Origin of the sequence: Chryseobacterium sp. RLHN22 (assembly GCF_051011795.1) — a bacterium.
Taxonomy (GTDB): Bacteria; Bacteroidota; Bacteroidia; order Flavobacteriales; family Weeksellaceae; genus Chryseobacterium; species Chryseobacterium zhengzhouense.
Map to the genome: position 1 here is coordinate 62,328 of NZ_JBPCHW010000016.1, position 24,942 is coordinate 87,269.

Annotated in this window: 21 protein-coding genes; 15 read left to right on the forward strand and 6 right to left on the reverse strand. The window is 33.2% G+C overall.

The genetic code is table 11. The features are described from left to right. The first annotated feature begins 230 nt into the window (after positions 1–230). The 5 genes from ACR1PN_RS15280 to ACR1PN_RS15300 all read left to right on the forward strand — a co-directional run bounded on the left by ACR1PN_RS15280 (position 231) and on the right by ACR1PN_RS15300 (position 2,786). Complete coding sequence (locus ACR1PN_RS15280) at positions 231–635, forward strand: hypothetical protein (protein ID WP_378177953.1); 405 nt, start codon at positions 231–233, stop codon at positions 633–635. A gap of 102 nt (positions 636–737) precedes the next feature. Continuing rightward, a complete protein-coding gene (locus ACR1PN_RS15285; protein WP_433980744.1) occupies positions 738–1,250 on the forward strand; it encodes a DUF421 domain-containing protein in 513 nt (170 codons plus the stop codon). After that, a complete protein-coding gene (locus ACR1PN_RS15290) occupies positions 1,251–1,745 on the forward strand; it encodes a GNAT family N-acetyltransferase (RefSeq protein WP_378177947.1) in 495 nt (164 codons plus the stop codon). Between the two features lie 354 nt (positions 1,746–2,099). Continuing rightward, entirely contained in the window at positions 2,100–2,390 is a 291-nt protein-coding gene (locus ACR1PN_RS15295) for a hypothetical protein (protein WP_433980745.1), read from the forward strand. A 162-nt stretch (positions 2,391–2,552) separates the two neighbouring features. After that, on the forward strand, positions 2,553–2,786 hold the full coding sequence (locus ACR1PN_RS15300) for a hypothetical protein (protein WP_433980746.1): 234 nt from the start codon (positions 2,553–2,555) through the stop codon (positions 2,784–2,786). A gap of 32 nt (positions 2,787–2,818) precedes the next feature. On the opposite strand, the gene ACR1PN_RS15305 is transcribed toward ACR1PN_RS15300, so the two are convergent. Further along, the gene (locus tag ACR1PN_RS15305; protein ID WP_378177935.1) at positions 2,819–3,133 is read right to left on the reverse strand and encodes a DUF4286 family protein; all 315 of its coding nucleotides are present in this window, start codon (positions 3,131–3,133) and stop codon (positions 2,819–2,821) included. 147 nt (positions 3,134–3,280) lie between these two features. Between ACR1PN_RS15305 and gyrA the strand changes: the two genes are divergently transcribed. Both gyrA and ACR1PN_RS15315 read left to right on the forward strand, forming a co-directional pair. Beyond that, positions 3,281–5,872 (forward strand): DNA gyrase subunit A, encoded by a 2,592-nt coding sequence (gene gyrA, locus ACR1PN_RS15310; RefSeq protein WP_378177932.1) that lies wholly within the window; start codon positions 3,281–3,283, stop codon positions 5,870–5,872. A gap of 24 nt (positions 5,873–5,896) precedes the next feature. Beyond that, on the forward strand, positions 5,897–6,946 hold the full coding sequence (locus ACR1PN_RS15315; RefSeq protein ID WP_433980747.1) for a tetratricopeptide repeat protein: 1,050 nt from the start codon (positions 5,897–5,899) through the stop codon (positions 6,944–6,946). Between the two features lie 61 nt (positions 6,947–7,007). Here the strand turns inward: ACR1PN_RS15315 and ACR1PN_RS15320 are convergent, their stop codons facing one another. Next, a complete protein-coding gene (locus ACR1PN_RS15320; protein WP_433980748.1) occupies positions 7,008–7,664 on the reverse strand; it encodes an NAD(P)H-binding protein in 657 nt (218 codons plus the stop codon). A 171-nt stretch (positions 7,665–7,835) separates the two neighbouring features. Here ACR1PN_RS15320 and ACR1PN_RS15325 point away from each other — a divergent pair, with 171 nt between their 5' ends. From ACR1PN_RS15325 to ACR1PN_RS15340, 4 genes are all read left to right on the forward strand, one after another. Beyond that, positions 7,836–8,189, forward strand: coding sequence for an MmcQ/YjbR family DNA-binding protein (locus ACR1PN_RS15325; RefSeq protein ID WP_433980749.1), 354 nt, complete (start codon positions 7,836–7,838; stop codon positions 8,187–8,189). Positions 8,190–8,440: 251 nt separating this feature from the next. Continuing rightward, on the forward strand, positions 8,441–8,770 hold the full coding sequence (locus ACR1PN_RS15330) for a hypothetical protein (RefSeq protein WP_433980750.1): 330 nt from the start codon (positions 8,441–8,443) through the stop codon (positions 8,768–8,770). 24 nt (positions 8,771–8,794) lie between these two features. Further along, on the forward strand, positions 8,795–9,550 hold the full coding sequence (locus ACR1PN_RS15335; RefSeq protein ID WP_433980751.1) for a GLPGLI family protein: 756 nt from the start codon (positions 8,795–8,797) through the stop codon (positions 9,548–9,550). Between the two features lie 69 nt (positions 9,551–9,619). After that, the gene (locus ACR1PN_RS15340; RefSeq protein ID WP_433980752.1) at positions 9,620–12,271 is read left to right on the forward strand and encodes a carboxypeptidase regulatory-like domain-containing protein; all 2,652 of its coding nucleotides are present in this window, start codon (positions 9,620–9,622) and stop codon (positions 12,269–12,271) included. Here ACR1PN_RS15340 and ACR1PN_RS15345 read toward each other — a convergent pair. Beyond that, positions 12,268–13,188: a bifunctional riboflavin kinase/FAD synthetase gene (locus ACR1PN_RS15345; RefSeq protein WP_433980753.1), complete on the reverse strand. Its 921-nt coding sequence runs from the start codon at positions 13,186–13,188 to the stop codon at positions 12,268–12,270. The genes ACR1PN_RS15340 and ACR1PN_RS15345 overlap by 4 nt on opposite strands. Before the next feature lie 250 nt (positions 13,189–13,438). Between ACR1PN_RS15345 and atpD the strand changes: the two genes are divergently transcribed. The 3 genes from atpD to ACR1PN_RS15360 all read left to right on the forward strand — a co-directional run bounded on the left by atpD (position 13,439) and on the right by ACR1PN_RS15360 (position 16,233). Then, the gene (gene atpD, locus ACR1PN_RS15350) at positions 13,439–14,947 is read left to right on the forward strand and encodes a F0F1 ATP synthase subunit beta (protein ID WP_378178892.1); all 1,509 of its coding nucleotides are present in this window, start codon (positions 13,439–13,441) and stop codon (positions 14,945–14,947) included. A gap of 80 nt (positions 14,948–15,027) precedes the next feature. Continuing rightward, complete coding sequence (locus tag ACR1PN_RS15355) at positions 15,028–15,312, forward strand: FoF1 ATP synthase subunit delta/epsilon (protein ID WP_433980754.1); 285 nt, start codon at positions 15,028–15,030, stop codon at positions 15,310–15,312. Between the two features lie 81 nt (positions 15,313–15,393). Next, on the forward strand, positions 15,394–16,233 hold the full coding sequence (locus tag ACR1PN_RS15360; protein WP_433980755.1) for a hypothetical protein: 840 nt from the start codon (positions 15,394–15,396) through the stop codon (positions 16,231–16,233). 249 nt (positions 16,234–16,482) lie between these two features. Here ACR1PN_RS15360 and ACR1PN_RS15365 read toward each other — a convergent pair whose 3' ends face one another. The 3 genes from ACR1PN_RS15365 to ACR1PN_RS15375 all read right to left on the reverse strand — a co-directional run bounded on the left by ACR1PN_RS15365 (position 16,483) and on the right by ACR1PN_RS15375 (position 21,190). Further along, positions 16,483–18,678, reverse strand: coding sequence for a B12-binding domain-containing radical SAM protein (locus ACR1PN_RS15365; RefSeq protein ID WP_433980756.1), 2,196 nt, complete (start codon positions 18,676–18,678; stop codon positions 16,483–16,485). A 124-nt stretch (positions 18,679–18,802) separates the two neighbouring features. After that, a complete protein-coding gene (locus ACR1PN_RS15370; protein ID WP_433980757.1) occupies positions 18,803–20,077 on the reverse strand; it encodes an aminotransferase class I/II-fold pyridoxal phosphate-dependent enzyme in 1,275 nt (424 codons plus the stop codon). A 75-nt stretch (positions 20,078–20,152) separates the two neighbouring features. Next, a complete protein-coding gene (locus ACR1PN_RS15375) occupies positions 20,153–21,190 on the reverse strand; it encodes a PLP-dependent cysteine synthase family protein (protein ID WP_034675990.1) in 1,038 nt (345 codons plus the stop codon). Positions 21,191–21,412: 222 nt separating this feature from the next. On the opposite strand from ACR1PN_RS15375, the gene ACR1PN_RS15380 reads away from it, so the two are divergent. Next, positions 21,413–24,898, forward strand: coding sequence for a glycosyltransferase family 117 protein (locus tag ACR1PN_RS15380; protein ID WP_433980758.1), 3,486 nt, complete (start codon positions 21,413–21,415; stop codon positions 24,896–24,898). Positions 24,899–24,942 lie beyond the last annotated feature (44 nt).

Below are 24,942 nucleotides of genomic sequence, written 5' to 3' on the forward strand. Positions count from 1 at the left end.
GTAATGAAATATTAGCTAAATAATTTATGTTTAGCTTTTTTTATGCTTTAAAATCAATTCCAATGTTAATTTTTCAATTATTTTAAAAATTTAAATTGTTGAAAATCAGTATTTTAATTTTTAATGTTAACTCAATGTTAACTCAATGTAAAATTATTGTAAATTATTTTATATATCTTTGGTAAAGAAATAGTAATTAAGTTTAATATAATATTTAAAACCAAAGAGTTATGAAAAATAAAATTCAAATATTCGTTGCAACACTTTTTATTTTCGGTTTAACAGCAGTTGTTAACAATATGAAAGCTCAAACTACTTCTGGCAACATGATCCAGGAAGTTCTATTAAATAAAAATGATGCCTTTAATGAAATCAGAAATCTGCTCATTGCTAATTTCGACTTTACCAATCAGGATTATAAGCAAGGGGTTGTAAATTCTGAAGTGAAATTTGATATTGCTGAAAATGGTAAAATCGTAAATGTTCGTTCAAAAGGAGACTGCAAAAATGTAAGCAAAGAAATTGAAAATGTCTTATCTCATCTTCAATATAAAGTTGACCCAAGCAAACTGAATGAAAATATGCTTGCTTCATCTTATGTAATGCCTGTAAGAGTAGACATCAGCAACCGATAATTCAATAGAAACAAACTATATAATTTACTCCATGAAACTGCTTGAAAAAGCAGTTTTTTTATTTATACTAATTGTATAAATTTGATTTAAATATTAATTGTTGTGAATCCCATTTTAGATGTTGTTTTGCGTTCCATCTGCGTTTATCTTTTTATGATGATTGCGATTCGTCTGTTTGGGAAAAACCAGCTTTCACAGCTCAATGCAGGAGATGTTGTGTTACTTCTTCTTATTTCTAATGCAGTACAAAACGCAATGGTCGGACAAAACACTTCCTTGGAAGGCGGAATTATAGCAGCTTTGGTACTTTTCATAGCTAATTTTATTGTGAAAAGACTGATGTTTTCGAATCGAAGTTTTGCAAGCCTGATGGAAGCTGATCCTGTAATTTTAGTAAAAGATGGAAAGGAAGATCCGGTTGCGTTGAGAAAAGTGAAAATTTCCTTTGATGAACTGAATGAAGCCATCCGGGAACATAGTGTGGAAACCATGGAAAACGTGAAGCTTGCTATTCTTGAAGTGGATGGAAACATCAGTGTGATTTCTGAGGACAAAAAAGATAAGCAGACTCATTATTCGAGGATTAAAAGAAAAAGTAAAAGAAAATATCATTAAATGAATTACGAGATAAGAGAAATGCTTCCGGAGGATGAAATAAGAGTACTGGAAATTCTTAAGCAGGGAATCGACAGCGGAATGGCGACTCTGGAAACAGAATTACCAAGCGCTGAAGCCTGGAATTCCAGTTATTACAATGACTGCAGATGGGTTTTAGAGAATGAAGCGAGTGAAGTGGTTGGTTGGTGCGCTTTAAAAATGATCAGCAAAAAAGATTTCTTTAAAGGCGTTGCTGAAGTAAGTATTTATTTAGACAATCATTATATCGGGAAAGGTTTAGGTACAATGCTCCTGAAGAAACTTATTGTCGACAGCGAAAGCCATGGTTTTTGGACTTTGGAATCCAATCTTTTTTCTGAAAATGAAATGGCTATAAGATTTCACCAGAAAAATGGTTTCAAAATTATTGGAAAAAGAGAAAAGGTAGCTCAGCTCCATGGTCAATGGAAAGATCTTATTTTTATGGAGCGAAGAAGTAAAAATGTATTTTAAATTACATAATGATTGGCATTTTGATTGTATATTTTAATTCATAAACCTAAATGCAGCGTTATGAAATTCATTAAAAATACAATGGCAGCTTTCATTTTAATCGGAATGTTTTCGTCATGTCTTCCACATCAAGTCGTCGGCCGATGCCTCCCGGTCACGATAAAAAGATCGAAAAATTAAAAGAAGCCCATCCAAGAAACCAAAACAGATAATATAATTTTATTATTTGGAGATAATTTATTGAGATTGCTGTTTAAAAGCATAAAATTATCATAAAAACTATTAAAAAATCAATGATAAAAGATTATTGGCATTAGTCTTGATAAAATTTTCTGTAATTTGAAATTGATTATTATGAAAGTATTATTTAAAGCAATCGGGCTGTTTTTGTTGATTTTTTCTTTTGCATTTTATCAGGCGTCACCTATACAAAAACGTCATCATGGTCCACATAAAGGATATTACCATGGTCACCGAGGACCTCATAAAATGAAGTATAATAAAGTTGTATACTATAAAGCTCCAAGACATCATTACAAGAAACATTATTATAAGCCGGTAAGACCGTACAGACACTATACTTATAAAAGATATAAGCATCCAAGGGTTTATCAAAGCAGACCGGTTATTGTAGTTAACTTATAAAAACAGAAGCTGTCTCATTATTGAGACAGTTTTTGATTTATTTAAATTTAATAATATGATAAAATTAAATTTATGATGATGTATTATTTCTAAAACATAATTCATTTTTTTGTTTTGGCATTATCATTGTAAATATAAGATTTGAAAATTTAAAGTAAGATTATGAGAGGGTTATTAAAAATTACTTCAATAATTGTGGTGGCGGGCACTATTCTGTTATCGTGTGTTGTACATGAGCATCACGGAAGAAGGCTTCCTCCGGGACATGCGAAAAAAGTTTATGGTGGCAGTGCAAGGCATTATGCTCCCGGTCAGGTTAAAAAGCAGGCTTATTATTATGATAAGCCCGGTCATGGACATAAAAAACACAAAGGTCACCATCGAGGCAGACATTAAACATAAAAAAGCTCCATATCGGAGCTTTTATTTTACATTCTTGTTTTCTTGGGATTGAGAAATGTATTGAAGATCATTACATTTTGTCCGAACTGTTTTTCGATTCTTTCGGAAATATTAAGTAATTCACTATCTATAAAATCACTGCGTTTTTCTTCATCATCAAAAATAAGCAGGAGATTGTAGTTTTTTCCTTCTTCAATATAATCGCTGTGAATTTCAGACAAAATATATTTGTTAACGTCCATCAGGTTTTCGGTCATCAGAATCAGCGTTTCGTCTACATATTTTTCCCATTCTTCCAAATTGTTTTTTACACAATGAAAGGTAATGCTTAATACACTCATATTTTAATATTTTTAAGATATTTTGATTGAATTCTCAGGCAAAAATCGGCAAAAATTTTGTAAATTAGCCCGTTATTAAATAATCAAAATAAATAGTTTTCAGACATGATTTTAAAAGTCTGATTATCATTACAATAAAACTTATATATGCAAAAAGAAGGAGAAAGATTAATTCCTATCAACATTGTTGATGAAATGAAATCATCTTACATCGATTATTCGATGTCGGTTATTGTTTCGAGAGCATTACCGGACGTGAGAGACGGTCTGAAGCCTGTACACCGAAGAGTGCTTTACGGTATGTATGGTTTAGGGGTTTTCTCAAACAGAAAATATTTAAAGTCTGCGAGAATCGTTGGGGATGTTTTGGGTAAATATCATCCGCACGGAGATTCTTCTGTTTACGATGCGATGGTAAGAATGGCGCAATCCTGGAGTTTAAGATATCCACAGGTTGACGGGCAGGGTAACTTCGGTTCAATGGATGGTGACCCACCTGCAGCAATGCGTTACACAGAAGCAAGACTAAAAAAGATTTCCGATGAGGTTTTATCAGATTTAGATAAAGAAACAGTAGATTTTCAGAATAACTTTGACGACAGTTTACAGGAACCTACGGTACTTCCTTCCAAAATTCCCAATCTTTTAGTAAACGGAACTTCAGGAATTGCAGTAGGGATGGCAACCAATATGGCGCCACACAATCTTTCAGAATCTATTGATGCTATCTGTGCATATATTGACAATAAGGAAATTACGATTGATGAGCTCATGCAACACATCATCGCTCCGGATTTCCCGACTGGTGGTATCATCTACGGTTATGACGGAGTAAGAGATGCTTTCCATACAGGAAGAGGCAGAGTAGTTCTTAGAGCTAAAGTTGGTTTTGAAGAAGTACACAACAGAAATGCAATCATTGTTTCAGAAGTACCTTATCAGGTAAATAAAGCTGAAATGATTGCGCGAACTGCCGAATTGGTAAAGGAAGAAAAAATTCCCGGTATTTTTGAAATCAGAGATGAGTCTGACAGGAGCGGTCTTCGTATCGTTTATGAATTAAAAAATGATGCGATTCCTAATGTTGTTTTAAACTTATTATATAAATATACAGCTTTACAGACATCTTTCAGTGTAAACAATATTGCATTGGTACATGGAAGACCGGAACAGCTGAACCTTAAAGATATTATTCATCACTTCGTAGAACACAGACATGAAGTGATTGTAAGAAGAACGGAGTACGAGCTTAGAAAAGCCAAAGAAAGAGCTCATATTCTTGAAGGTTTCATGAAAGTGATCGGAACTCAGGATGCTTTAGATAAAGCGATTTCAATTATCCGTCATTCTTCAAACCCACAAGCTGCAAAAGAAGGTTTAATTTCTGAATTTGAACTTTCTGAAATCCAGGCTCAGGCTATTCTTGATTTACGTCTTGCCCGTCTTACAGGAATGGAGCTTGATAAAATCCGTGACGAATATGATGCAATTATGAAAGAAATTGCTGATTTGGAAGATATTTTATCAAACGAACCGCGAAGATTCCAAATTATCAAGGATGAATTGCTTGAAGTAAAAGAAAAATATGGCGACGAAAGAAGAACTGAAATTGACTATTCAGGAGGAGAAATGTCTATTGAAGACATTATTCCGAACGAATCTGTAGTTCTCACCATTTCTCACGCGGGTTATGTGAAGAGAACGTTGCTTTCAGAATATAAAATTCAAAGTAGAGGTGGTGTAGGAAATAAAGCGGCTACAACGAGAGACTCAGATTTCTTGGAGTACATTGTGTCTGCAACGAATCACCAATATATGTTGTTCTTCACCGAAAAAGGAAAATGTTATTGGCTAAGAGTATTCGAAATTCCTGAAGGTTCTAAAACGGCAAAAGGAAGAGCAGTACAAAACTTAATCAACATTGAACCGGACGATAAGATTAAAGCATACATCAGAACCAATGATTTGAAAGATGTAGATTACATTAATCAGATGAGTGTGGTGATGATTACGAAGAACGGTACCATCAAGAAAACTTCTTTGGAAGCTTATTCAAGGCCGAGAGTCAATGGTATTAACGCTATTGAAATTCGTGAAAATGACCAGTTGCTAAGTGCATATCTTACCAACGGTGAATCTCAGATTATGATTGCCACAAAGAATGGTAAATGTATTCGTTTCCCTGAAGAAAAGGTGAGAGAAGTTGGTAGAGGTTCAATTGGTGTGCGTGGAATAACAATGGAGGATAATGATGAAGTTATTGGTATGATTGTTGTGAATGATGTTGAGCGTGAAACGGTTCTTGTAGTATCTGAAAAAGGTTACGGTAAGAGAACGGCAGTAGAAGATTACAGAATTACAAACAGAGGTGGAAAGGGAGTTATTACCTTAAATATCACTGAGAAAACAGGTAATTTGATTGCGATTCAAAACGTGACTGATGAGGACGGATTAATGATTATTAATAAATCCGGTGTTGCTATCAGAATGAATATGGATGAAATGCGTGTAATGGGTAGAAATACTCAAGGTGTAAGAATGATCAATCTTAAAAAGAATGACGAAATTGCAGCTATCGCAAAAGTTGAAATGGATAAGGATGTAGAAGAAGAAGTGATTGAAGGAGAAGAATCTATAGAAAATATTTCAACTGAAGAAAATACATCGCCACAAACAGAAAATAATTCAGACAGTGAAAATCCGGTTGATGAAACTGAAAATTCTGATTCTGAAGAATAATTTAAATTAATTAAAATTCTTATTATGAAAAAGCTAATTTTAGGTTTAGCAATCGTTGCATCGACTTTTGCTTTCGCACAAAAGAAGGACGCAAAAGATGTAAATGCTCAAGTTGAGGCTACTAATAAGGCAGCAATGGATGCATATAATGCTAAAAACTATGCGGTTGCAGCACCAAAGTTTTTAGAACTTTATAATTTGTTGAAAACAAATGGTCAGGATGATAAGACGTATATGTACTATTCAGGACTGAGCTATGCATTGGCAAATAATCTTGATGAATCAATAAAAATCTATACAGATCTTATTAATTCTGGATACACCGGAGTTCAAACTACTTATACAGCTAAAGATAACAAAACAGGTCAGGTAGCAAACTATGATAAAGCAACTTGGGAATTGCTGAAAAAAACATCTTCAAAAGATTACTCAGATTTCAAAACTGAGCAGACTAAGAGTGTAGAACCGGATTTGTATGAAACTTTATCAACATTGCTTTTGAATGCTAAAAAGAATGATGAAGCTTTGGCAATTATTGAAAAAGGTTTGGCAAAGTATCCTAATAATGCTAAACTTAAAGAATATCAGGGAAGCGCTCTGTATGCATCTGGTAAAACAGACCAATTCATGACAAACCTGAAGGATCAATTGGCGAAAAATCCGAATGATGCTGTTAACTGGTATAATTTAGGAGTTTTACAATCTAAAAATCCTGCAACTGTAAATGATGCGATTGCATCTTTTACAAAAGCTTTGGAATTAAATCCTAAAATGTCTAATGCACACCAGAATCTTGTTTATACTGTAATTGGTGATGATGCCAAAGCAGTTGAAGAAATTAACGGACTTAGAAAAGCAAATCCTGATAAAGCAACTGAGCTTATCGAAGCAAGAAAAGAAAGATTCAATAAAGCATTACCTTATGCTGAAAAATGGTATCAGGCAGAACCTAACAATATCGATGCAGTTTCTGTCTTAAAAGATATTTATGCAATGCTTAGAAATCAGGCTAAAGTTGCAGAATTGAAAGCTAAAGAAGCTGCACTTCAGGCAGCTGCACCAGCTACTAAATAATAAATAAAATTATTTTTATATACAATCCGCTTCCTCAATAAGAAGCGGATTTTTTATTAAATTAATCATTACTTTTTTCAGCAAAACAGAAAATATTACCCAGCTTTATACTGGAATATCCATTGCTTTTGATCTTCGAAGAGTTAATCATCGCTTTTGCCAAAATATCTGTAGGTAAAGGTTTTTGGCTTTCAAAAAGCCCGAATTTATTGGCAAATTTGATGATTCTGCTTCCTAAAACTTCACCGGTTCTTTCAGAATCTTTTCTCTCAAGCATTCCGGGTTTGAAAATCGTAATTTTGTTAAAATGTAATTTTTTTACAGCTTCTTCAAGTTCGCCTTTCATTTTAGAATAAAATATTTTAGATTTCGGGTTTGCTCCGTATGCAGAAACCAATATATAATCATCTACATTATTTTCTTTGGCAGCTTTTGCAAATTCATATTGGTAATTAAAATCTACCTTTCTCTGTGCTTCCTTGCTACCTGCTGTTTTTAAAGTTGTTCCGAGACAGGAAAATGCAACATCACCTTTTACAAGATCTTTCCATTCTTCAGGATTTTCAAAATTGACGACATGGGTTTTCAGCTTTTCATTTTGAATGGATAAAGGCTTTCTGACAAAAACATTCACTTCATCAAAATCTTTATCGTTTACTAACTGATTTACCAAATCTTTTCCTGTAGCACCTGTAGCGCCGATGACGAGAGCTTTCATAATTAATGTGGTTTGTAGATGATATTTTGCTTTCTTAAATTTACTAAATTTGAGGTAATTATTGAAGATAAAAGATAAAAGATGTTTCGACTAAATGTTTTATCAATTATCAGTTATAATTCATCAATCATCATGGATAACTTATTACCAATTACTTATTACTCATACTAAATGGATGCCAACGAAATTTTAGATTACTGTCTTGCGAAAAAAGGAGTTACCGAAAGCTTTCCTTTTGATAACGAAACGCTTGTCATGAAAGTTGGAACAAAAATATTTTTGTTGATGTCATTGGAAAGACAGCCTTTAAGCATCAATGTAAAGACCGATCCGGAATGGAGTTTAGAGCTTCGTGAACAATATCATCAGATTACAAGTGCATTTCACATGAATAAAAAACACTGGAATACTGTTTCAGTAGACGGCTTAAAAAGAGATTTGATTTTAAAAATGATCGATCAGTCATATGATCTTGTTTTTAAATCACTGACGAAAAAAGCGAAAGAAGAAATTGAAAATTCTTAAAATATTTACTATCTATTAATAAATTTTATCATAAATATTTTCTGAGAAAAAATATGAATTATTTTAGTGAAGTGAATTAAAAATATTTGTAAACTACCATAAACAAGCTATTTAACATAATAAATTTATCTATAAAAAGTGATAATTAATATTGTGTGTACGATTTTTTTTATTTTTCTTTGAAGCGTTCAAACCGAATTGCGCAAAAAGTTTAAACACAAATTTTAATTTTAACTTAAAAATTTATTACAATGAAAAAAATTATTTTAGGACTGTTTTTAACAGCGGGAATTTCAGGGATTACTTTGGCTAATACAACTTCTGATAATTTAAAAGAAAAAAAAGAAAAAAAATCAGAAGTTTCAGAAAAAGCTAAGGGGGCTTGTGAATATACTACAATAACAAGTTATGTAGATACATGCGGATCACTTCAGGGAAGAGCTTCTTCATGGCCAACTTGGCAAGAATGTCCTTCAGGCGTTCAAACTGGTACAAGAATTACAACTCGTGTAACTGTGGTGGTTGGTCCAGAAAAAAAATACAACTCTATTCAACCAACAGAACCAGGAACGGGAGGATAGTATAATCAATAATTATTATATAAAATGAATAAAAAAATTATTTTAATATTTATTTTTTTTATAAGTTTCAATTGCTTTTCACAAGTAACTTTACAAAATTGTATAGAGTATAAATTATTATGGTTAGGAGAAAATTATAAATCATTTTCTTTTTCATCAGATAATAATAATCTCTCTTTGTTAACAGATGATATTGATGTTAAAGAAGCAGATTTAAACTACTTAGCACATAAACAGCATCCAAAATTTCTAGTGAATTATGATAGAAATAAAGATTTATTTTATCAAGAGAATTCATTTGTTGGAAAAACCGAAAGACTAAAATATAAGTTATCTGTAGATAAAATAACACCAGTTATTTGGACCACAACAAAAGAGACAAAAAATATTTTAGGGTACGATTGTCATAAGGCTACAGCAGAAATTAGAGGAAGAAAATGGGAGGTTTGGTTTACATTAGAAATTCCAAATCCAATTTTTCCTTGGAAACTGAAAGATACACCAGGTGCTATTTTAGAAGCTTATGATTCTGAAAAAAACTTTCATTTTAGTGCAATTAAAATTTCGTTGAACAAAAATTATGTTTTGCCTAAAAAGCTAGAATCATACTTTATAAATGAAAATGATTCCGAAACTGTTTCTTATTTAGATGTTTTTAAGGCTGATACGGAACAACTTAAAGAATGGCAAAGCCAGCAAATAGCAAATATGAACCAAAACATACCGCATGGCCAGATGCCCTCCCCACGATCAGCTAGTTTCGAACTTAGTATTGAATAAATATTCAAATAATTATTGTTTGCTTTATAATTATTAAATTTTTGGTTGCAAAGCTTGTAAACAGACTTAATGAGATTATTATGGTTAATCTTTTTTATATTATTTTTGAGAATTTCTGCACAAACGGAGATTAATGGGTTAGTTGTATCTGAAAATAAGCGGCCAATTTTGCGAGCTAATGTGATTCTTACCGATTCACAGGATAACATTATTACTTTCGTCTTTAGCAATAAAGACGGAAGTTTTTTATTAAATACCGATAAGTTCGGTCAGTTTAATCTGCAGATTTCTGCGATAGGTTACATTTCTAAAAAGTTTCCAGTTTCTATAATTAAAAGAGGTGAAAACTTTGATTTTAAAACTATTATTTTAGAGACTGATAAAGTAAAAGAAATTAAAGAAGTTGTGATAAACCGTACTTCGCCCATAAAAATTAAAAAAGATATAGTAGAATATTCCGCCAAAAATTTCTCCAACGGAACAGAGCAAAATGTAGAAGAACTTCTGAAGAAACTTCCGGGAATTACTGTTCTTAGTGATGGTAAAATAAAATTTGGAAATAAAGAAGTGTCAAGAGTGATGATAGAAAACGACGATCTTTTTGAAAGGGGATATCAAACACTTACCCAAAGTATGCCTTCAAAACCATTAGATAAAATTCAGATTCTCAAAAATTATTCTAAGAACAAACTCTTAAAAAATATCGAAGATTCCGAAAGTATTGCTTTAAATCTTACCTTGAAAGAAGACGCTAAAAGAAAATGGTTTGGTAATGTATTGCTGGCTTCTACAAGCTACAAAGAAGATATGCGACAAGGGAAGCTAAATGTTATGAATTTTACAAAGAAAAAGAAAGTTTATCTTTTGTTTAATGCCAATAATTTAGGGCTCAATGAAATGAATGGTGTGGAATATTTAATCAGTCCGAGTTCAGAAAATGATGTCGAAAATGTAGGAACGAATATCAATACACTTTCTACGGTTAATCTTCATCAGAAAAATTTTCTGTTTAATGATAAGCGTACCAACTTTAATAATGACAGATTAGTTTCGCTTAATTATATCTACAATTTTAAAACTGACTGGAAACTAAAATTGGTGACCATTTTTAACGAAACAGAAAACAGAAATTATATCAATTCATACTACAAATTCAATTTTGATGGTTTGGATTTCGTTAATAACGAAGACAAAACTTGGAAACAGAATAACCGAAATATTGTTGGAAAATTAGAACTGTCAAAAGATTTTAAAAATAATTCTAATATTCAACTTTACAATAAAATTTCATCCTTGAATGAAAATAATAATAATATTTTTTTATTCAACGAACAGCTGAATAATCAAGTAGGAAAAAATGAGCTTTTTGCGAACGAAAATAGGCTGACTTTCACCAAGAAAATCGATTCTTCTAAAGCTTTGGTTGCGGTAGCAAGATATATTTACCAAAACAGACCTTATGATTTTACTGATGAAAATAACGTTTTTTCTCACATTCTTAATAACCCAGAAGCCCAGAAAGTAAATCAGACCATCGATTCTAAAATGAATTTTGGAGGTTTGAAATTTTCATATCTTAAAAAATACGCTGAAGAAAATAGTCTGGAGCTACAACTAGGAAATGAATTCAGAAAAGATTATCTAAATTCAAATCTTGAAGTTTTTAATTTGAACAATGAAATTGTAAACTTTAATCAATCAAATTTTATTAATAATACAAATTATCTGCAGAATTCTGTTTTCGGACAAATCAAGTATGGTAAGAAAAGTAAAAAATGGAGTTATGGTTTTACTGTATTAAGTCAGATGATACATTCTGATTTAAATCAAAATAAACAAGATGGGTTTTATATTTCTCCCTCTGCAAATATTGGATACCAAAACAGAAAAACCGGGAACTTTAATCTGAATGCAGAAAGAAAATTTTCAACCATTTCTATCAATGACGTTTATACCAATTATATTTATCAGGGAAACCGGAATTTCAGACAAAATAATACCGCATTTACTGTTTTGCCAGATTATAATTTGGGTTTTAGTTACAACGTTGGAGAGCAAATGTCTCAATATCTGAATTTTAATATTAATTTTTTCAGAAGCGAAGACTATCTGTCAAATAATATGATTGTTAATCCTAATTATACTTTTAATCAAACTATTTTGGTGAAGAATAACAGTAATTTATCTTCAAATTTAGAATTGAGAAAATATTTGAAATTTTTGAAATCTAGATTGAGTATTTTAGGTTCTTATATGTTATCAGATTATGAAAACAGTGTGAGTAATCAACCCTTAATAAAAACAAAATTTACCAATTGGAAAGCCGGTTTTGAAATGAAGTCTGGCTGGACAAAATTTATCAATTATGAATTGGGTTATGAATGGGCATTCAATATTATTTCTTCTGAAGTGAATTCTAATGATTATATGGATCAAAAAGGTTTTGCTAATTTATATTTTACCATTAATCCGCAATTGAGAATAGAATCGTTTTTAGAATACTATAAATTTGGAAATACAGATCAGAAAACAACTCAGTTTTTAGATATTAAAGCAAATTATACTTCAAAAAAATATAATATGAGTGTTTTTATACAGGGAAATAATCTTTTAAATTCGAATAGTATTCAACGATATTCGATATCTAATATTAGTGAAAGTTTATATACACAAAGGTTAATTCCGCGTCATATTGTTTTGGGAATTAATAAAAATTTTTAAAACTCAAAACCTTCTGTCAGTCTTTTATCCTCATCCAATCTTTCAATAAGCTTTTCAATACCTTCAAATTTAATTTCCTCGTGAAGAAAATCTCTAAATTTTACGGTAATATTTTCCTCATAAATATCTCCAGCAAAATCAAGAATATAAACTTCAACGGTTAATTTTTCCCCATTTACAGTTGGGTTGGTTCCTATACTCAACATACCTTTGTATTGTTGATCTTTTAGAAAAACTTCAACAATGTAAGCTCCTTTTTTAGGAAGTAGTTTCAGGTTTTCAGTTTCGATATTGGCGGTTGGATAACCAATTGTTCTGCCTAATTTTTTCCCATGAACAACCGTTCCGGAAACGGAGTAGGAGTAACCCAACATTTCATTAGCTTCTAAAATATTTCCATTTAATAAAGCATTTCTGATTTTTGTCGAGCTGATATTATTTTCGTGAATATTAATCGCTTCCATTTGTTCAACTTCAAAATCCAGTTCTTTTGAAAGTTTTTGAAGCAATTCAAAATTTCCGCTTTTATTTTTACCAAAAGAATGGTCGTAACCGATGATTAAATATTTTACATTTAACTTATCAACTAAAATCTGACGCACAAACTCTTCTCCGGTAAGATTTCGAAACTCTTCGTCAAATTCTTTTAAAAATAAGTTTTGAATGGCGTATTGCGCCATCAACTCTGTTTTTTCATCCAATGAATTGAGAAGCTTTAAATCTTCATTAGGATTAAAAACAAATCTGGGATGTGGCCAGAAAGTAAGAATTGCAGTCTCCAGATTATTTTTAGAACTTACTTTTATCAGCTCGTCAATTATACTTTTATGACCAAGATGCACCCCGTCAAACATTCCTAAAGATAAAGCTAAAGGTTTCTCAGCATGATAATCGCTAAAATTTCTGAAAACTTTCAAGACAAAAAATTTTGACTGCAAATATAGGTATAATGTAACAATGTACCAATGAACCCATGTGTCAATATAAAAATGTAGCAATGTGATAATCAATTATTGTATCAAAATCAAATATTTTGCTAAAAATCTATTGGTAAATTGATAAACTTATAGATTGGTAAATTAGTAAAAAAGCATGATAAAAATCTTTTTTTTAGCAATTGCAGGTTTAGCAAGAATCATTATATTTGCACCAAGAAAAAATTTAGCAATGGCAAACCAAATTAAAGGAAAAATTTCTCAAATTATTGGTCCTGTAATCGACGTAGTTTTTACAAATGTAGAGGCTATTCCAAGTATTTATGATGCGTTGGAGATTACAAAAGAAAACGGTGAAAAAGTAGTATTAGAAGTAGAGCAGCATATTGGTGAAGATACAGTAAGATGTATCGCAATGGACGCAACTGACGGTCTTACAAGAGGTCAGGAAGTTATCGGATATGGTAACCCAATTACAATGCCAATTGGTGATGCTGTAAACGGAAGACTTTTCAACGTTGTAGGTGACGCTATTGATGGGCTTCAGAATATTTCTAAGGAAGGAGGTCTTCCTATTCACAGAGAAGCTCCGAAATTTGATCAACTTTCAACTTCTGCAGAAGTTTTATTTACAGGTATTAAAGTAATCGACTTAGTTGAGCCTTATGCAAAAGGAGGTAAAATCGGTTTGTTCGGTGGTGCAGGTGTGGGTAAAACGGTATTGATCCAGGAGTTGATTAACAATATTGCAAAAGGGCACGGAGGTCTTTCAGTTTTTGCCGGAGTAGGTGAAAGAACGAGAGAAGGAAATGACCTTTTGAGAGAGATGTTAGAGTCAGGTATTATTAAATATGGTGACGATTTCATGCACTCTATGGAAAACGGAGGTTGGGATCTTTCTAAAGTAGATTTGGAAGCGATGAAAGATTCAAAAGCAGCATTCGTTTTCGGACAGATGAACGAGCCACCTGGAGCAAGGGCAAGAGTAGCACTTTCTGGTCTTACTTTAGCTGAGTACTACAGAGATGGTGGTGAAACAGGACAAGGTAGAGACGTACTTTTCTTCGTTGATAACATTTTCCGTTTTACACAGGCTGGTTCTGAGGTATCTGCACTTTTGGGTCGTATGCCTTCTGCGGTAGGTTACCAACCGACACTTGCTTCTGAAATGGGTGCGATGCAGGAAAGAATTACTTCAACTAAAAATGGATCAATTACTTCAGTACAGGCAGTTTACGTACCTGCGGATGACTTAACTGACCCGGCTCCTGCAACAACGTTTGCTCACTTAGATGCAACAACAGTATTAGATAGAAAAATTGCTTCATTAGGTATTTACCCGGCGGTAGATCCATTGGCTTCTACGTCAAGAATTTTGGCTCCTGAAATTATCGGTGAAGAGCATTATAACTGTGCTCAGAGAGTAAAAGAAATTCTTCAGAGATACAAAGCGTTGCAGGATATTATCGCAATCTTAGGTATGGAAGAACTTTCTGAAGAAGATAAATCAGTAGTTTACAGAGCCAGAAAAGTTCAGAGATTCTTGTCTCAGCCTTTCCACGTTGCTGAGCAGTTTACAGGTATTCCTGGATCTTTGGTAGATATCAAAGATACCATCAAAGGATTTACTATGATTATGGATGGTGAGTTGGATCACCTACCGGAAGCTGCTTTCAATTTGAAAGGAACGATCGAAGAAGCGATCGAAGCCGGACAAAAAATGTTAGCTGATAACGCATAATAATTAACAATTTGAGATTTGAAATTTGAGATTCGATCAGCAATTTCAAATTTCAAACATCAAATTTCAAATTTGTTTCTATGAACATAAAAATTTTAACACCAGAATACGTAGTTTTTGAAGGAGAAGTAGACTCAGTATTATTGCCTGGAAAAAATGGTGAATTTCACATCATGAAAAACCACGCAGGAATTGTTTCTTCATTATCTTTTGGTAAAGTAAAATTGTTTACAAAATCTGTAGGCGAAGCGTATGCTAAAAATTTTACCAAAGAAAATGAAAATCAAAACGAAGTTTTTGCTTACCCAATCAAAAGCGGTGTTGTGGAATTTAATCATGATAAAGGAATCATCCTTTGTGAATAGTTAAATTGAATAGCTAAATATATTTTCAAGAAAAGTGTAACTTTGTTACACTTTTTTTATGCATTGTAAAAATTTGATTTTATGAAAAGAAATTTAATCATGTTCTTTACAGTTTTGAGTTTCATTCTGAATGCTCAATTAATTAAAACGAAAAGAGGCATTGTAAGTTTAGACGGAATTCATGTTGCAAAAATCACAAGCAAATCTGGTCAATATACTTTTATGGATCTGAAGGAAACTCCGATTTTTACGATGGAGTTTGTTGATAAAAGCATAGTGGATTCTGTACGGGATAGTTATGTCAAGTTAAATCGTGTTTATAATCGTGATAAAACTTTAGACATCGATTATATTTCTCCGTCGGCATTTTCAGGAGATGAAAAATCGGCTGTCTATACCTGTATCAAAGGTTTGAAAATTATTGATGAAAGAGGAATCAACATTAAAAACTTAGATGAGCTTTTCAAAAATATGCCTAAGCGCAAACTTGATACCAAAACGAAAGAAGCATATACGATCCGAACAAAAATTGATAAACTGAATATTACTGTTAACAATGTTGGAGAAATTTTAAGCAACGGTATTCCGGTTGGATATTTTACAAATTTACCCGTAAGTTTTGGTTCTGAAGATACCATTTCGGATAAAACATTTGTGGATATTGAAATGTATGATGCTAAAAGTAAGTTGGTTGGGCGATACAGTACAACGACCAAAAGAATTACCACTGCAGGTGGTAAAGTTTTTACTTTATACAGGGAAATGTCGGGACGAGCTTCAATTCTGAAATTTCCGACTTACAAAGCACTTGCAGAAAGGATGGCGATTCTTGATCCGAATTTTATAAAAATCAGAGAAAAAGTAGAAGTTGGGGAAGTTGTAAAAGATGGGGTTGAAAAAGATAAAAATAAATCTCTATAATTTAATATTCAATAGGAACGGGCTTTAGCCCGTTTACAAGGAAATAAATTCAATTGGCTTTAGCCGAAAACTTATAAAAGAAAATCTCCTGAAAATTATTTTTCAGGAGATTTTTTTGTTTTATTATTTACATTTCGTTTGTCATTCCGTAGGAATCTCTGTATCGTTTCGCTAAAATTCAAGCCTAGATTCCTACGGAATGACAAACTTGACGGGTATTTTTATATTAAAGGAAGGATAATTGAAAATTTACAAACTCAAAATAATTCCATTCTCTTTTAATTGCTGAATTGGTTTTGAAAACCAGAACAATTCAAAATCATCAAAATTTTCTTCAAAATTAACCTTAAGTTGCTGAAGCGTAATGCGTTTCGGATTTTCAAAAGTATTTTCTAAAATTATTTTTATCAGCCAATCTGCTTTTTCCTGTTCTAAATCTATCTTAACAATATTTGTTTTTAAATGAAACGTAATTCTCGTGTACGCCCAAGAGTTTTGTTTTTTTGTTTTTACGTAATTCTCAGCGATTACGTTTTTAGCTAAAAAAATAATTTTTGAATTTCCTTTAAAGCTAAATTGGTCTTCATCTAAAAGACAGTCATGAATATAATCAGGATGAATCGTTGTTTTTGGAATTTTAAAATCAAACCAATCTTGCAGAGGAATTTCAAAATTAATTCCATGCATATAATTAAAAAGGGATTTCTTTAAACCGAAACTAAATTTTCCGTGATCAATTCCGGTTTTATCTGTGAAGTCGATATCATTATTGGCAAACTTTATTTCCTGTAAAATTGGAGTTACTCCAAACTCTTCAGGATTTTGTCCGACAGGTGAATGTGCCGTCATTGCAAACTGATGCCAAAAACCACTTTGCAAAATTCCCATTTCAAAAAGCTGTCGAACCATTTCCAAAGAATCCACTGTTTCCTGAACAGTCTGAGTCGGGTAGCCATACATGAGATAAGCATGAACCATAATTCCTGCTTCGGTAAAATTTCTTGTCACTTTTGCAACCTGATCTACTGAAACGCCTTTGTCAATTAATTTTAACAATCGGTCACTCGCAACTTCCAATCCGCCAGAAACGGCAACACAGCCGGAAAGTTTTAGTAAAAAACATAAATCCTGAGTGAAGCTTTTTTCAAAACGAATATTGGTCCACCAGGTAACAACCAGATTTCTTCGTAAAATTTCCAGAGCAACTTCACGCATCAAAGCGGGAGGTGCAGCTTCATCCACAAAATGAAATCCTGTTTCGCCTGTTGTTTTGATGAGTTCTTCCATTCGGTCAACCAAAATTTTGGCAGAAATGGGCTCATAAATTTTGATGTAATCTAAAGAAATATCGCAGAAAGTACATTTTCCCCAATAGCAACCATGCGCCATTGTGAGTTTATTCCATCTTCCGTCGCTCCATAAACTGTGCATCGGATTGGCAATTTCTATAACGGAAATGTATTTATCTAATTGTAAATCAGTATAATCTGGAGTTCCTATATCGGATTGTTTGTAATCGTGTCGTGTAGAATTATTTTTATAAACAACTTTCTGGTTTTCAATAACAAATGTTCTTTTCAACTGTGATTCCTGATTTTCTTCAGAATGACAGACATTTTCATAAACCAATTCAATGGGAAGTTCGCCGTCGTCAAGAGTTATAAAATCAAAAAATTCAAAAACTCTTTGGTCTTTAATTTCTCTTAATTCTGTATTCGGAAAACCACCACCCATCGCAGTTTTGATGTGTGGATAGTTTTCTTTAATAAATTTTGCCGAACGAAAAGCTGAGTATAGATTTCCTGGAAACGGAATTGAAAAACAAACCAATTTTGGCTGAACCAATTCTAATTTTTCCTGTAAGATTTTTAAAGTAAAATCATCTATAAAAGTCTGCTCACTTTGTAATTTATGATACAATTCATCAAAAGAATTGGCGGATTTTCCTAATCTTTCGGCATATCTGCTGAATCCGAAATCGGAATCTATGTTTTCAACAATATAATCAGATAAATCTTCTAAGTATAAAGTAGCCAGATGTTTAGCCTTATCCTGAAGTCCCATATTTCCGAAAGCGAATTCCATGTCATCAAGCTGATTGAATCGGGAAGCTTCGGGAAGAAAATTCATCGAACAAATCTGTCTCGCCAATGTCGGATTTTTATTCTGAAGAAATGAAATAACTTGATCGATGGTTTTTAAATATTCTTCTCTTAAAGCAAAAATTCGTTGTGAATTTTCTGCGACATTCTGTACATCAATTTCTTTATCAAAAATTCTTTGTATTCCGCTCTTTGAAAATAATTCTAAAATAACATCAATTCCCAAATCGATTTGATAGCTTGAAATATTTTTGGTATTTAAAAATCCTTTAATATAAGCTGTCGCCGGATAAGGAGTATTGAGCTGCGTGAAAGGGGGAGTGATGAGAAGAATGTCTTTCAAAAGAAAAATTTTTGCAAATTTACTGAAATCGTGAAGAAGCTGTTTTGATTTTGAAAAGTTTTGCCACGAATTCACAAATATAAAACTCGTGCATTCGTGGCAAATATAAAATATTGACTAGTTTTTAAATTTCTTTGAAACTTAAACCTTGTTCTGATAGTAATTTTTGTTCCTGCTCTTTATAGTATCCGCTTTTCAGTTTATCGTGAATCGCATCAAATGCAGCCAATGTTTCGTTGATTTCTTCATCGGTGTGAGAAGCGGTAGGAATTAATCTTAGTAAAATCATTCCTTTAGGTATTACAGGGTAAACCACTACAGATGTGAAGATTCCATAGTTTTCTCTTAGGTCTTTTACCAATAAAGTTGCCTCAACCGGTGTTCCCTGCATCATCACTGGAGTTACACAAGTATTGGTATCACCGATATTGAAACCTCTTTCTCTAAGTCCGTTTTGTAGTTTGTTGGTATTTTCCCAAAGTTTAGCTTTGATTTCAGGTCTTGTTCTCAACAATTCCAATCTTTTCAAGCCTCCGATTACCATTGGCATTGTTAAAGATTTAGCAAAAATCTGAGATCTTAAGTTGAATTTCAAATATCTGATGATTTCTCTGTCTCCCGCGATAAACGCTCCGAAACCAGCCATCGATTTTGCAAAAGTTGAGAAATAAACATCAATCTGATCCTGGCATCCTTGCTCTTCTCCGGCTCCGGCTCCTGTTTCACCAAGTGTTCCGAATCCGTGTGCATCATCAACTAAAAGCCTGAATTGATATTTAGATTTTAATTCGCAAATTTCTTTGATTTTACCTTGCTGTCCTCTCATTCCGAAAACCCCTTCAGTAATTACCAAAATACCGCCTCCGGTTTCTTCTGCTACTTTTGTTGCTCTCTGAAGATTTTTTTCAAGACTTTCGATATCGTTATGTCTGTACGTAAATCTCTTACCAGCATGAAGCCTTACACCGTCTACGATGCAAGCGTGAGAATCGACATCATAAACAATAACATCATTTCTGCTTACCAAAGCATCAATAGTAGAAACCATTCCTTGGTAACCGAAATTTAATAAATATGCTGATTCTTTTTGTACGAATTCTGCCAATTCTTTCTCCAGCTGCAAATGCTGATGCGTTTCACCCGACATTGCTCTTGCTCCCATAGGATAATACATTCCGTATTCTGCTGCAGCTTTAGCATCTGCTTCCAAAACTTCAGGATGATTACACATCCCCAAATAGTCATTGGCACTCCAGAAAATCACTTCCCTCCCTTGAAACTGCATTCTCGGCCCGATAGGTCCTTCTAATTTAGGGAAAATAAAATATCCCTCACCGTAATCTGCAAACTGTCCCAGAGGTCCTGGATTTTCTTTTATTCTTTCAAAAATATCCAACATTATATTCGTAATTTTTAAGTAAAAAAGCCTTTTGTGAATGACAAAAAAGGCTTGCTTTGTATCTTTATTAAAATTTTATTTGATGATTTCTGTTTTGAAAACTTCATCGTAATTGTGAAAACAATTGTTGACGAAACCTTGTTCAGCCATCCATTTATCACTGTAGACTTTGGTGATGTATCTTGAACCATGGTCTGGATAGATCAAAACAACAAGATCGTTTTCGTTAAACTGATGAGAATTGGCATACTGCATTAATCCCTGAGTAACAGCTCCGGTTGTGTAACCACCCATAATTGCTTCTTTCAAAGCAATTTCTCTGGTTCTGTAAGCAGACATTTCGTCATTTACTCTTACAAACTCATCGATTTTATCAAATAGAAGAGCAGAAGGAATTAAATTTTTTCCCATTCCTTCGATCTGATAAGGATGTACATCTTCTTTATGAATTTCTCCGGTTTCGTGGTAGCTTTTCAGAATAGATCCGTCTGCATCTACGCCGATGATTTTGATATCAGGATTTTTTTCTTTCAGAAATTTTGCAGAACCCGATAAAGTTCCACCTGTACCTGTACAAGCAAAAAGGTGTGTTATTTTACCTTGTGTCTGTTCCCAAATTTCAGGACCTGTCGTCTGATAATGCGCATCAATATTCAACTCGTTGAAATACTGATTGATATACACCGAATTAGGAGTTTCAGCAGCAATTCTTTTTGCTACCTCATAATATGATCTTGGGTCATTCGCAGGTACATTCGCAGGACATACATAAACGGTAGCACCAAGAGCTTTAAGATAAGCAATTTTCTCAGGTTTTGTTTTGTCGCTCACTGCCAAAATACATTTGTATCCTTTAATGATACAAACCATGGCCAGTGAAAAACCTGTATTTCCGGAAGTGGTTTCTACAACTACAGAATCTTCCTTTAATAAACCTTTTTTCTCAGCGTTTTCTATAATATGAAGTGCGATTCTATCTTTAGTGGAATGTCCAGGATTATATGATTCTAACTTGGCATAAATGGTTGCAGGAATTTCTTTTGTTACGGTATTAAGTTTTACCAAAGGAGTGCTCCCAATCAAGCCAAGAATATTATCGTAAACATTACTCATTATTTGTTATTTTTCAATAAAAATCTGTCCGCAAAAATACAAAAAAATAAATAATTTTTGAACTTTTAGTCAATTATAAGTTCGCTAATTATGTAAATAAGTGATTTATTTTTACTTCCAACCTACGGGAGCAGACAAAAAGCACGCCAAAATTTTTAAATTTTGTTAAAAACAAGATAAACTAATCTAAAAACCTTATTTTCGCATAATTGATTTTATTATATGAAAAACTGGACTTTTAGGCAATGGAACACCGTTCTCGGATGGGTGACTTTCGTTATTGCATTTTTCACGTACTTATCGACCATAGAACCCAATTTTAGTTTTTGGGACTGCGGTGAATACATTTCTTCTGCAGTAAAATTAGAAGTAACGCACGCTCCGGGAGCTGCATTATTTCAGATTGTGGGAGCAGTAGCTGCCATTTTTGCTTTAGGAAAAGGTGAAAATTATTCAATCGTAATCAATGCCATGTCAGCATTATTCAGTGCATTTACTATTTTGTTTTTGTTCTGGACGATTACTCATTTCGTAAGAAGACTTTTGAACAAAGATTTTGAAGAAATCACAAGGCATCAGGAGATCTCCATTCTTTTTGCAGGAGTTATCGGTTCTTTATGTTTTACATTTTCAGATACATTCTGGTTTTCTGCAGTAGAGGGGGAAGTTTATTCGATGGCATCGATGTTTATCGCGCTTTTGGTTTGGCTCATTACCAAATGGGAAAACGAATATTTGGAGAAAGACAGTGAAAGATGGATTATTCTCATTTTCTTTATTCTCGGACTCTCTGTAGGTGTTCACATGATGTGTATGTTGGCAATTCCTGCTGTTTGCTTGGTGTACTATGCAAGAAATTATACATTCACCTGGAAAAATTTCCTTTTTGCAAACCTTATTACATTAGGAATTTTAATTATCGTATTTAAAATTATTTTCCCGGTAATCATGTCGTTATTCGGAAAATTAGAAATATTCTTCGTGAATGGTTTGGGTCTACCTTTCCACTCAGGAACAATTGCCGGATTTATTATTATGGTTGCGCTTTGCTATTTCATTATCAAATATGCAAGACAAGCCAAAAGAAATATTTATCAGACTGTCGCATTATCGGTTGTTTATATGGTAATCGGATTTTCTTGCTGGATGGTTATTCCGATCAGAGCCAATGCAAATCCACCAATGAACCTTAATGACCCGGATACTGCAATCGGTATGCTTGATTATTACAACAGAGAGCAGTATGGAGACTGGCCGACAATTTACGGACAAAACTATACAGCCTTCCTTGATGCAAACGGAATTCAAAAAAACGAAGACGGAAGCTTTAAAACAACTAAAACAGGAGAAGTTTACGAAAAAGACGAAAAAACTGGAACGTACAGAAAGACAAGCGAGCGTTTTAATTATGTTTTCGATAAATCTCATGTGAGCTTAATGCCTAGAATGTTCAACGATGATAAAGATGTAATGGCCAATTACATTTCTATGTACGGAGCACCGGATTTTAAGTTTAATTATGGAAATGAAGATGTTGCAGATAGTCCGGAGGCTAAGCAAATTTTTGATGAATTAAGAACAAAATATGAAGACGGATCAATCACTGCTTCAGATTATCTTCAGGTAAGACCTTATAATCTTATTACTGTACAAAAACCTTCTTTTATGCAGAATATGGATTATTTTATCTCTTTCCAGAACGGATATTATTTCCTTAGATATTTAATGTGGAACTTTGTAGGTAGACAAAACGACCTTGAAGGACATAGTGAAAATACAAGAGGAAACTGGATTTCAGGAATTGCACCAATCGATAATGCTCTTTGGGGAAATCAGGATGCGATGCCTGCGAAATTTAAAAATGAAAGTACGGTTGCATTTTTCTTCTTACCTTTAATTTTAGGAATTTTAGGTTGCTATTTCCAGTTTAGCAGAGATTTTGGAAGATTTTATGCCATCTTATCCTTATTTATTCTAACAAGTGTCGGAATTATTTTCTATACCGGAGTAAAGCCTTTTGAACCGAGAGAAAGAGATTACGCAATGGTGGGTTCATTTTATGCTTTTGCCATCTGGATTGGTTTAGGAGCAGCAGCAATTCTTTGGTTTTTACAATCTAAAGTAAAATCAAATGGAGCAAATATCGCATTCGGAGCAATTTTATTGGGAGTTCCTTTAATGATGGGCTTCCAGAATTATAATGTTCATGACAGAAGCAACAGATATACTGCTTATGATTATTCTTATTCAGTATTGAAATCATTGCCAAAAGAAGACATTCTATTCGTTTATGGAGATAACGATACGTATCCTGTTTGGGCAATGCAGGAAACCGAAAGATTCCGTGATGATGTGAAAGTGGTTAACTTTACATTGCTTTCTACACCTTGGAACATCGATCAGGTAAAAAGAAAAACATACAATGCAAATGCAATTCCTAGTCAGCTTACTCACGAAGATTACAGAGATGGTGTAAACGACCAGATTTATCTGATGAAAAACAATGACTGGAAAAACATTATTGCAAATCTTCAGGAAGCTGGAGCTCCGGAATCGATGATAGCGCCGTTCCAGAAATATCTCACTCAGGATTCGATGACATTAAAAGAAGCGATGGATTTTATTAAAATTAAATCTCCTGAAAAAGATGAAGTTTTAAAAATGATCTTCGGCGAAGAACGTTATGAGAAATACAACTTCCTTCCTGTAAATAAATTTGTAATTCCTGTAAATAAAGCAAATGCTGTAAAAGCCGGAATTATCAATGCTTCAGACCTTCCAAATACAGTTGATCAGATTGTGGTCAACTATAAAGCAGGAACTTTATATAAAAACAACTTGATGATGTTTGATATTCTGGCAAACTTCGACTGGAAAAGACCTATCAATTTCTCTTCGGGAGGTGTTTACGACAAAGAAAATATTTTCTATCTCGAAGAATATCTTCAGTTTGATGGTTTCAGCTACAGATTGGTTCCAATTCGTACGCCGAGAAGTGCAGACGGAGAAATGGGAAGAGTAGATGCAAATTCGCTTTATAATGTTGTGAAAAACTTCAGATGGGGTAACTTCAAGAACCTGAATGTACATTTCGATGAAACAGCCACTTCAAACATCATGAGCTACAGAAGCTCGGCAAGCAGAGCGGCGGCAGCATTAGCATTATCAGGACAAAAGGCAAAAGCAATTGAACTATTGGATCTTGCTTCTAAAGAAATTCCTGCTGAAAAATACAATGACCCTCGTTCGTTAAGCTCTATGGTGTATGGATACATTGTTGCAGGCCAGGAAGAAAAAGGACTGAAATTGGCAGAAGTACTGAAGAAAGGCATTTTTGAAGAATACGATTATTATCTTTCATTAAGTAAGTCAGAACAACATTTTGCCGGAAGCCAGATGAGATCAAAACCCATGGAATATTCACTTGTGGTAAGTTCTGTTACCGATGCTTACAGAAAACTTGGACAAGACAACAAAGCTTATGCCTACCTTGTGAAATCTATTGAACCGATTGATAAGAAGTTTAATGTATTTATTAAAGATCTTCAGCAATTAGGAAAAGAAAAAGCGATGAAAGAATCTGAAAACGTACAGAAGATCACCCCTTATTATCAATATTTATTTGATGTGATGGAGCCTTTTGATTCTACTTACGCAAAAGAAAAAGAAGATCAGATTACCAACGCAATTATTAAAGCAACCCAATAAAATCAATACTTAAACGGAACTTCGGTTCCGTTTTTTTTATGTTG

What these genes read in the sequence shown, in the direction of transcription:
- ACR1PN_RS15330 (WP_433980750.1), top strand. Translation starts at nt 8,441, where the DNA reads ATGAAAAAAATTATTTTAGGACTGTTTTTAACAGCGGGAATTTCAGGG.
- ACR1PN_RS15295 (WP_433980745.1), top strand. Translation starts at nt 2,100, where the DNA reads ATGAAAGTATTATTTAAAGCAATCGGGCTGTTTTTGTTGATTTTTTCT.
- ACR1PN_RS15320 (WP_433980748.1), bottom strand. Translation starts at nt 7,664, where the DNA reads ATGAAAGCTCTCGTCATCGGCGCTACAGGTGCTACAGGAAAAGATTTG.
- ACR1PN_RS15380 (WP_433980758.1), top strand. Translation starts at nt 21,413, where the DNA reads ATGAAAAACTGGACTTTTAGGCAATGGAACACCGTTCTCGGATGGGTG.
- ACR1PN_RS15355 (WP_433980754.1), top strand. Translation starts at nt 15,028, where the DNA reads ATGAACATAAAAATTTTAACACCAGAATACGTAGTTTTTGAAGGAGAA.
- gyrA (WP_378177932.1), top strand. Translation starts at nt 3,281, where the DNA reads ATGCAAAAAGAAGGAGAAAGATTAATTCCTATCAACATTGTTGATGAA.
- atpD (WP_378178892.1), top strand. Translation starts at nt 13,439, where the DNA reads ATGGCAAACCAAATTAAAGGAAAAATTTCTCAAATTATTGGTCCTGTA.
- ACR1PN_RS15340 (WP_433980752.1), top strand. Translation starts at nt 9,620, where the DNA reads ATGAGATTATTATGGTTAATCTTTTTTATATTATTTTTGAGAATTTCT.
- ACR1PN_RS15305 (WP_378177935.1), bottom strand. Translation starts at nt 3,133, where the DNA reads ATGAGTGTATTAAGCATTACCTTTCATTGTGTAAAAAACAATTTGGAA.
- ACR1PN_RS15280 (WP_378177953.1), top strand. Translation starts at nt 231, where the DNA reads ATGAAAAATAAAATTCAAATATTCGTTGCAACACTTTTTATTTTCGGT.
- ACR1PN_RS15375 (WP_034675990.1), bottom strand. Translation starts at nt 21,190, where the DNA reads ATGAGTAATGTTTACGATAATATTCTTGGCTTGATTGGGAGCACTCCT.
- ACR1PN_RS15300 (WP_433980746.1), top strand. Translation starts at nt 2,553, where the DNA reads ATGAGAGGGTTATTAAAAATTACTTCAATAATTGTGGTGGCGGGCACT.
- ACR1PN_RS15315 (WP_433980747.1), top strand. Translation starts at nt 5,897, where the DNA reads ATGAAAAAGCTAATTTTAGGTTTAGCAATCGTTGCATCGACTTTTGCT.
- ACR1PN_RS15335 (WP_433980751.1), top strand. Translation starts at nt 8,795, where the DNA reads ATGAATAAAAAAATTATTTTAATATTTATTTTTTTTATAAGTTTCAAT.
- ACR1PN_RS15325 (WP_433980749.1), top strand. Translation starts at nt 7,836, where the DNA reads ATGGATGCCAACGAAATTTTAGATTACTGTCTTGCGAAAAAAGGAGTT.
- ACR1PN_RS15370 (WP_433980757.1), bottom strand. Translation starts at nt 20,077, where the DNA reads ATGTTGGATATTTTTGAAAGAATAAAAGAAAATCCAGGACCTCTGGGA.
- ACR1PN_RS15290 (WP_378177947.1), top strand. Translation starts at nt 1,251, where the DNA reads ATGAATTACGAGATAAGAGAAATGCTTCCGGAGGATGAAATAAGAGTA.
- ACR1PN_RS15360 (WP_433980755.1), top strand. Translation starts at nt 15,394, where the DNA reads ATGAAAAGAAATTTAATCATGTTCTTTACAGTTTTGAGTTTCATTCTG.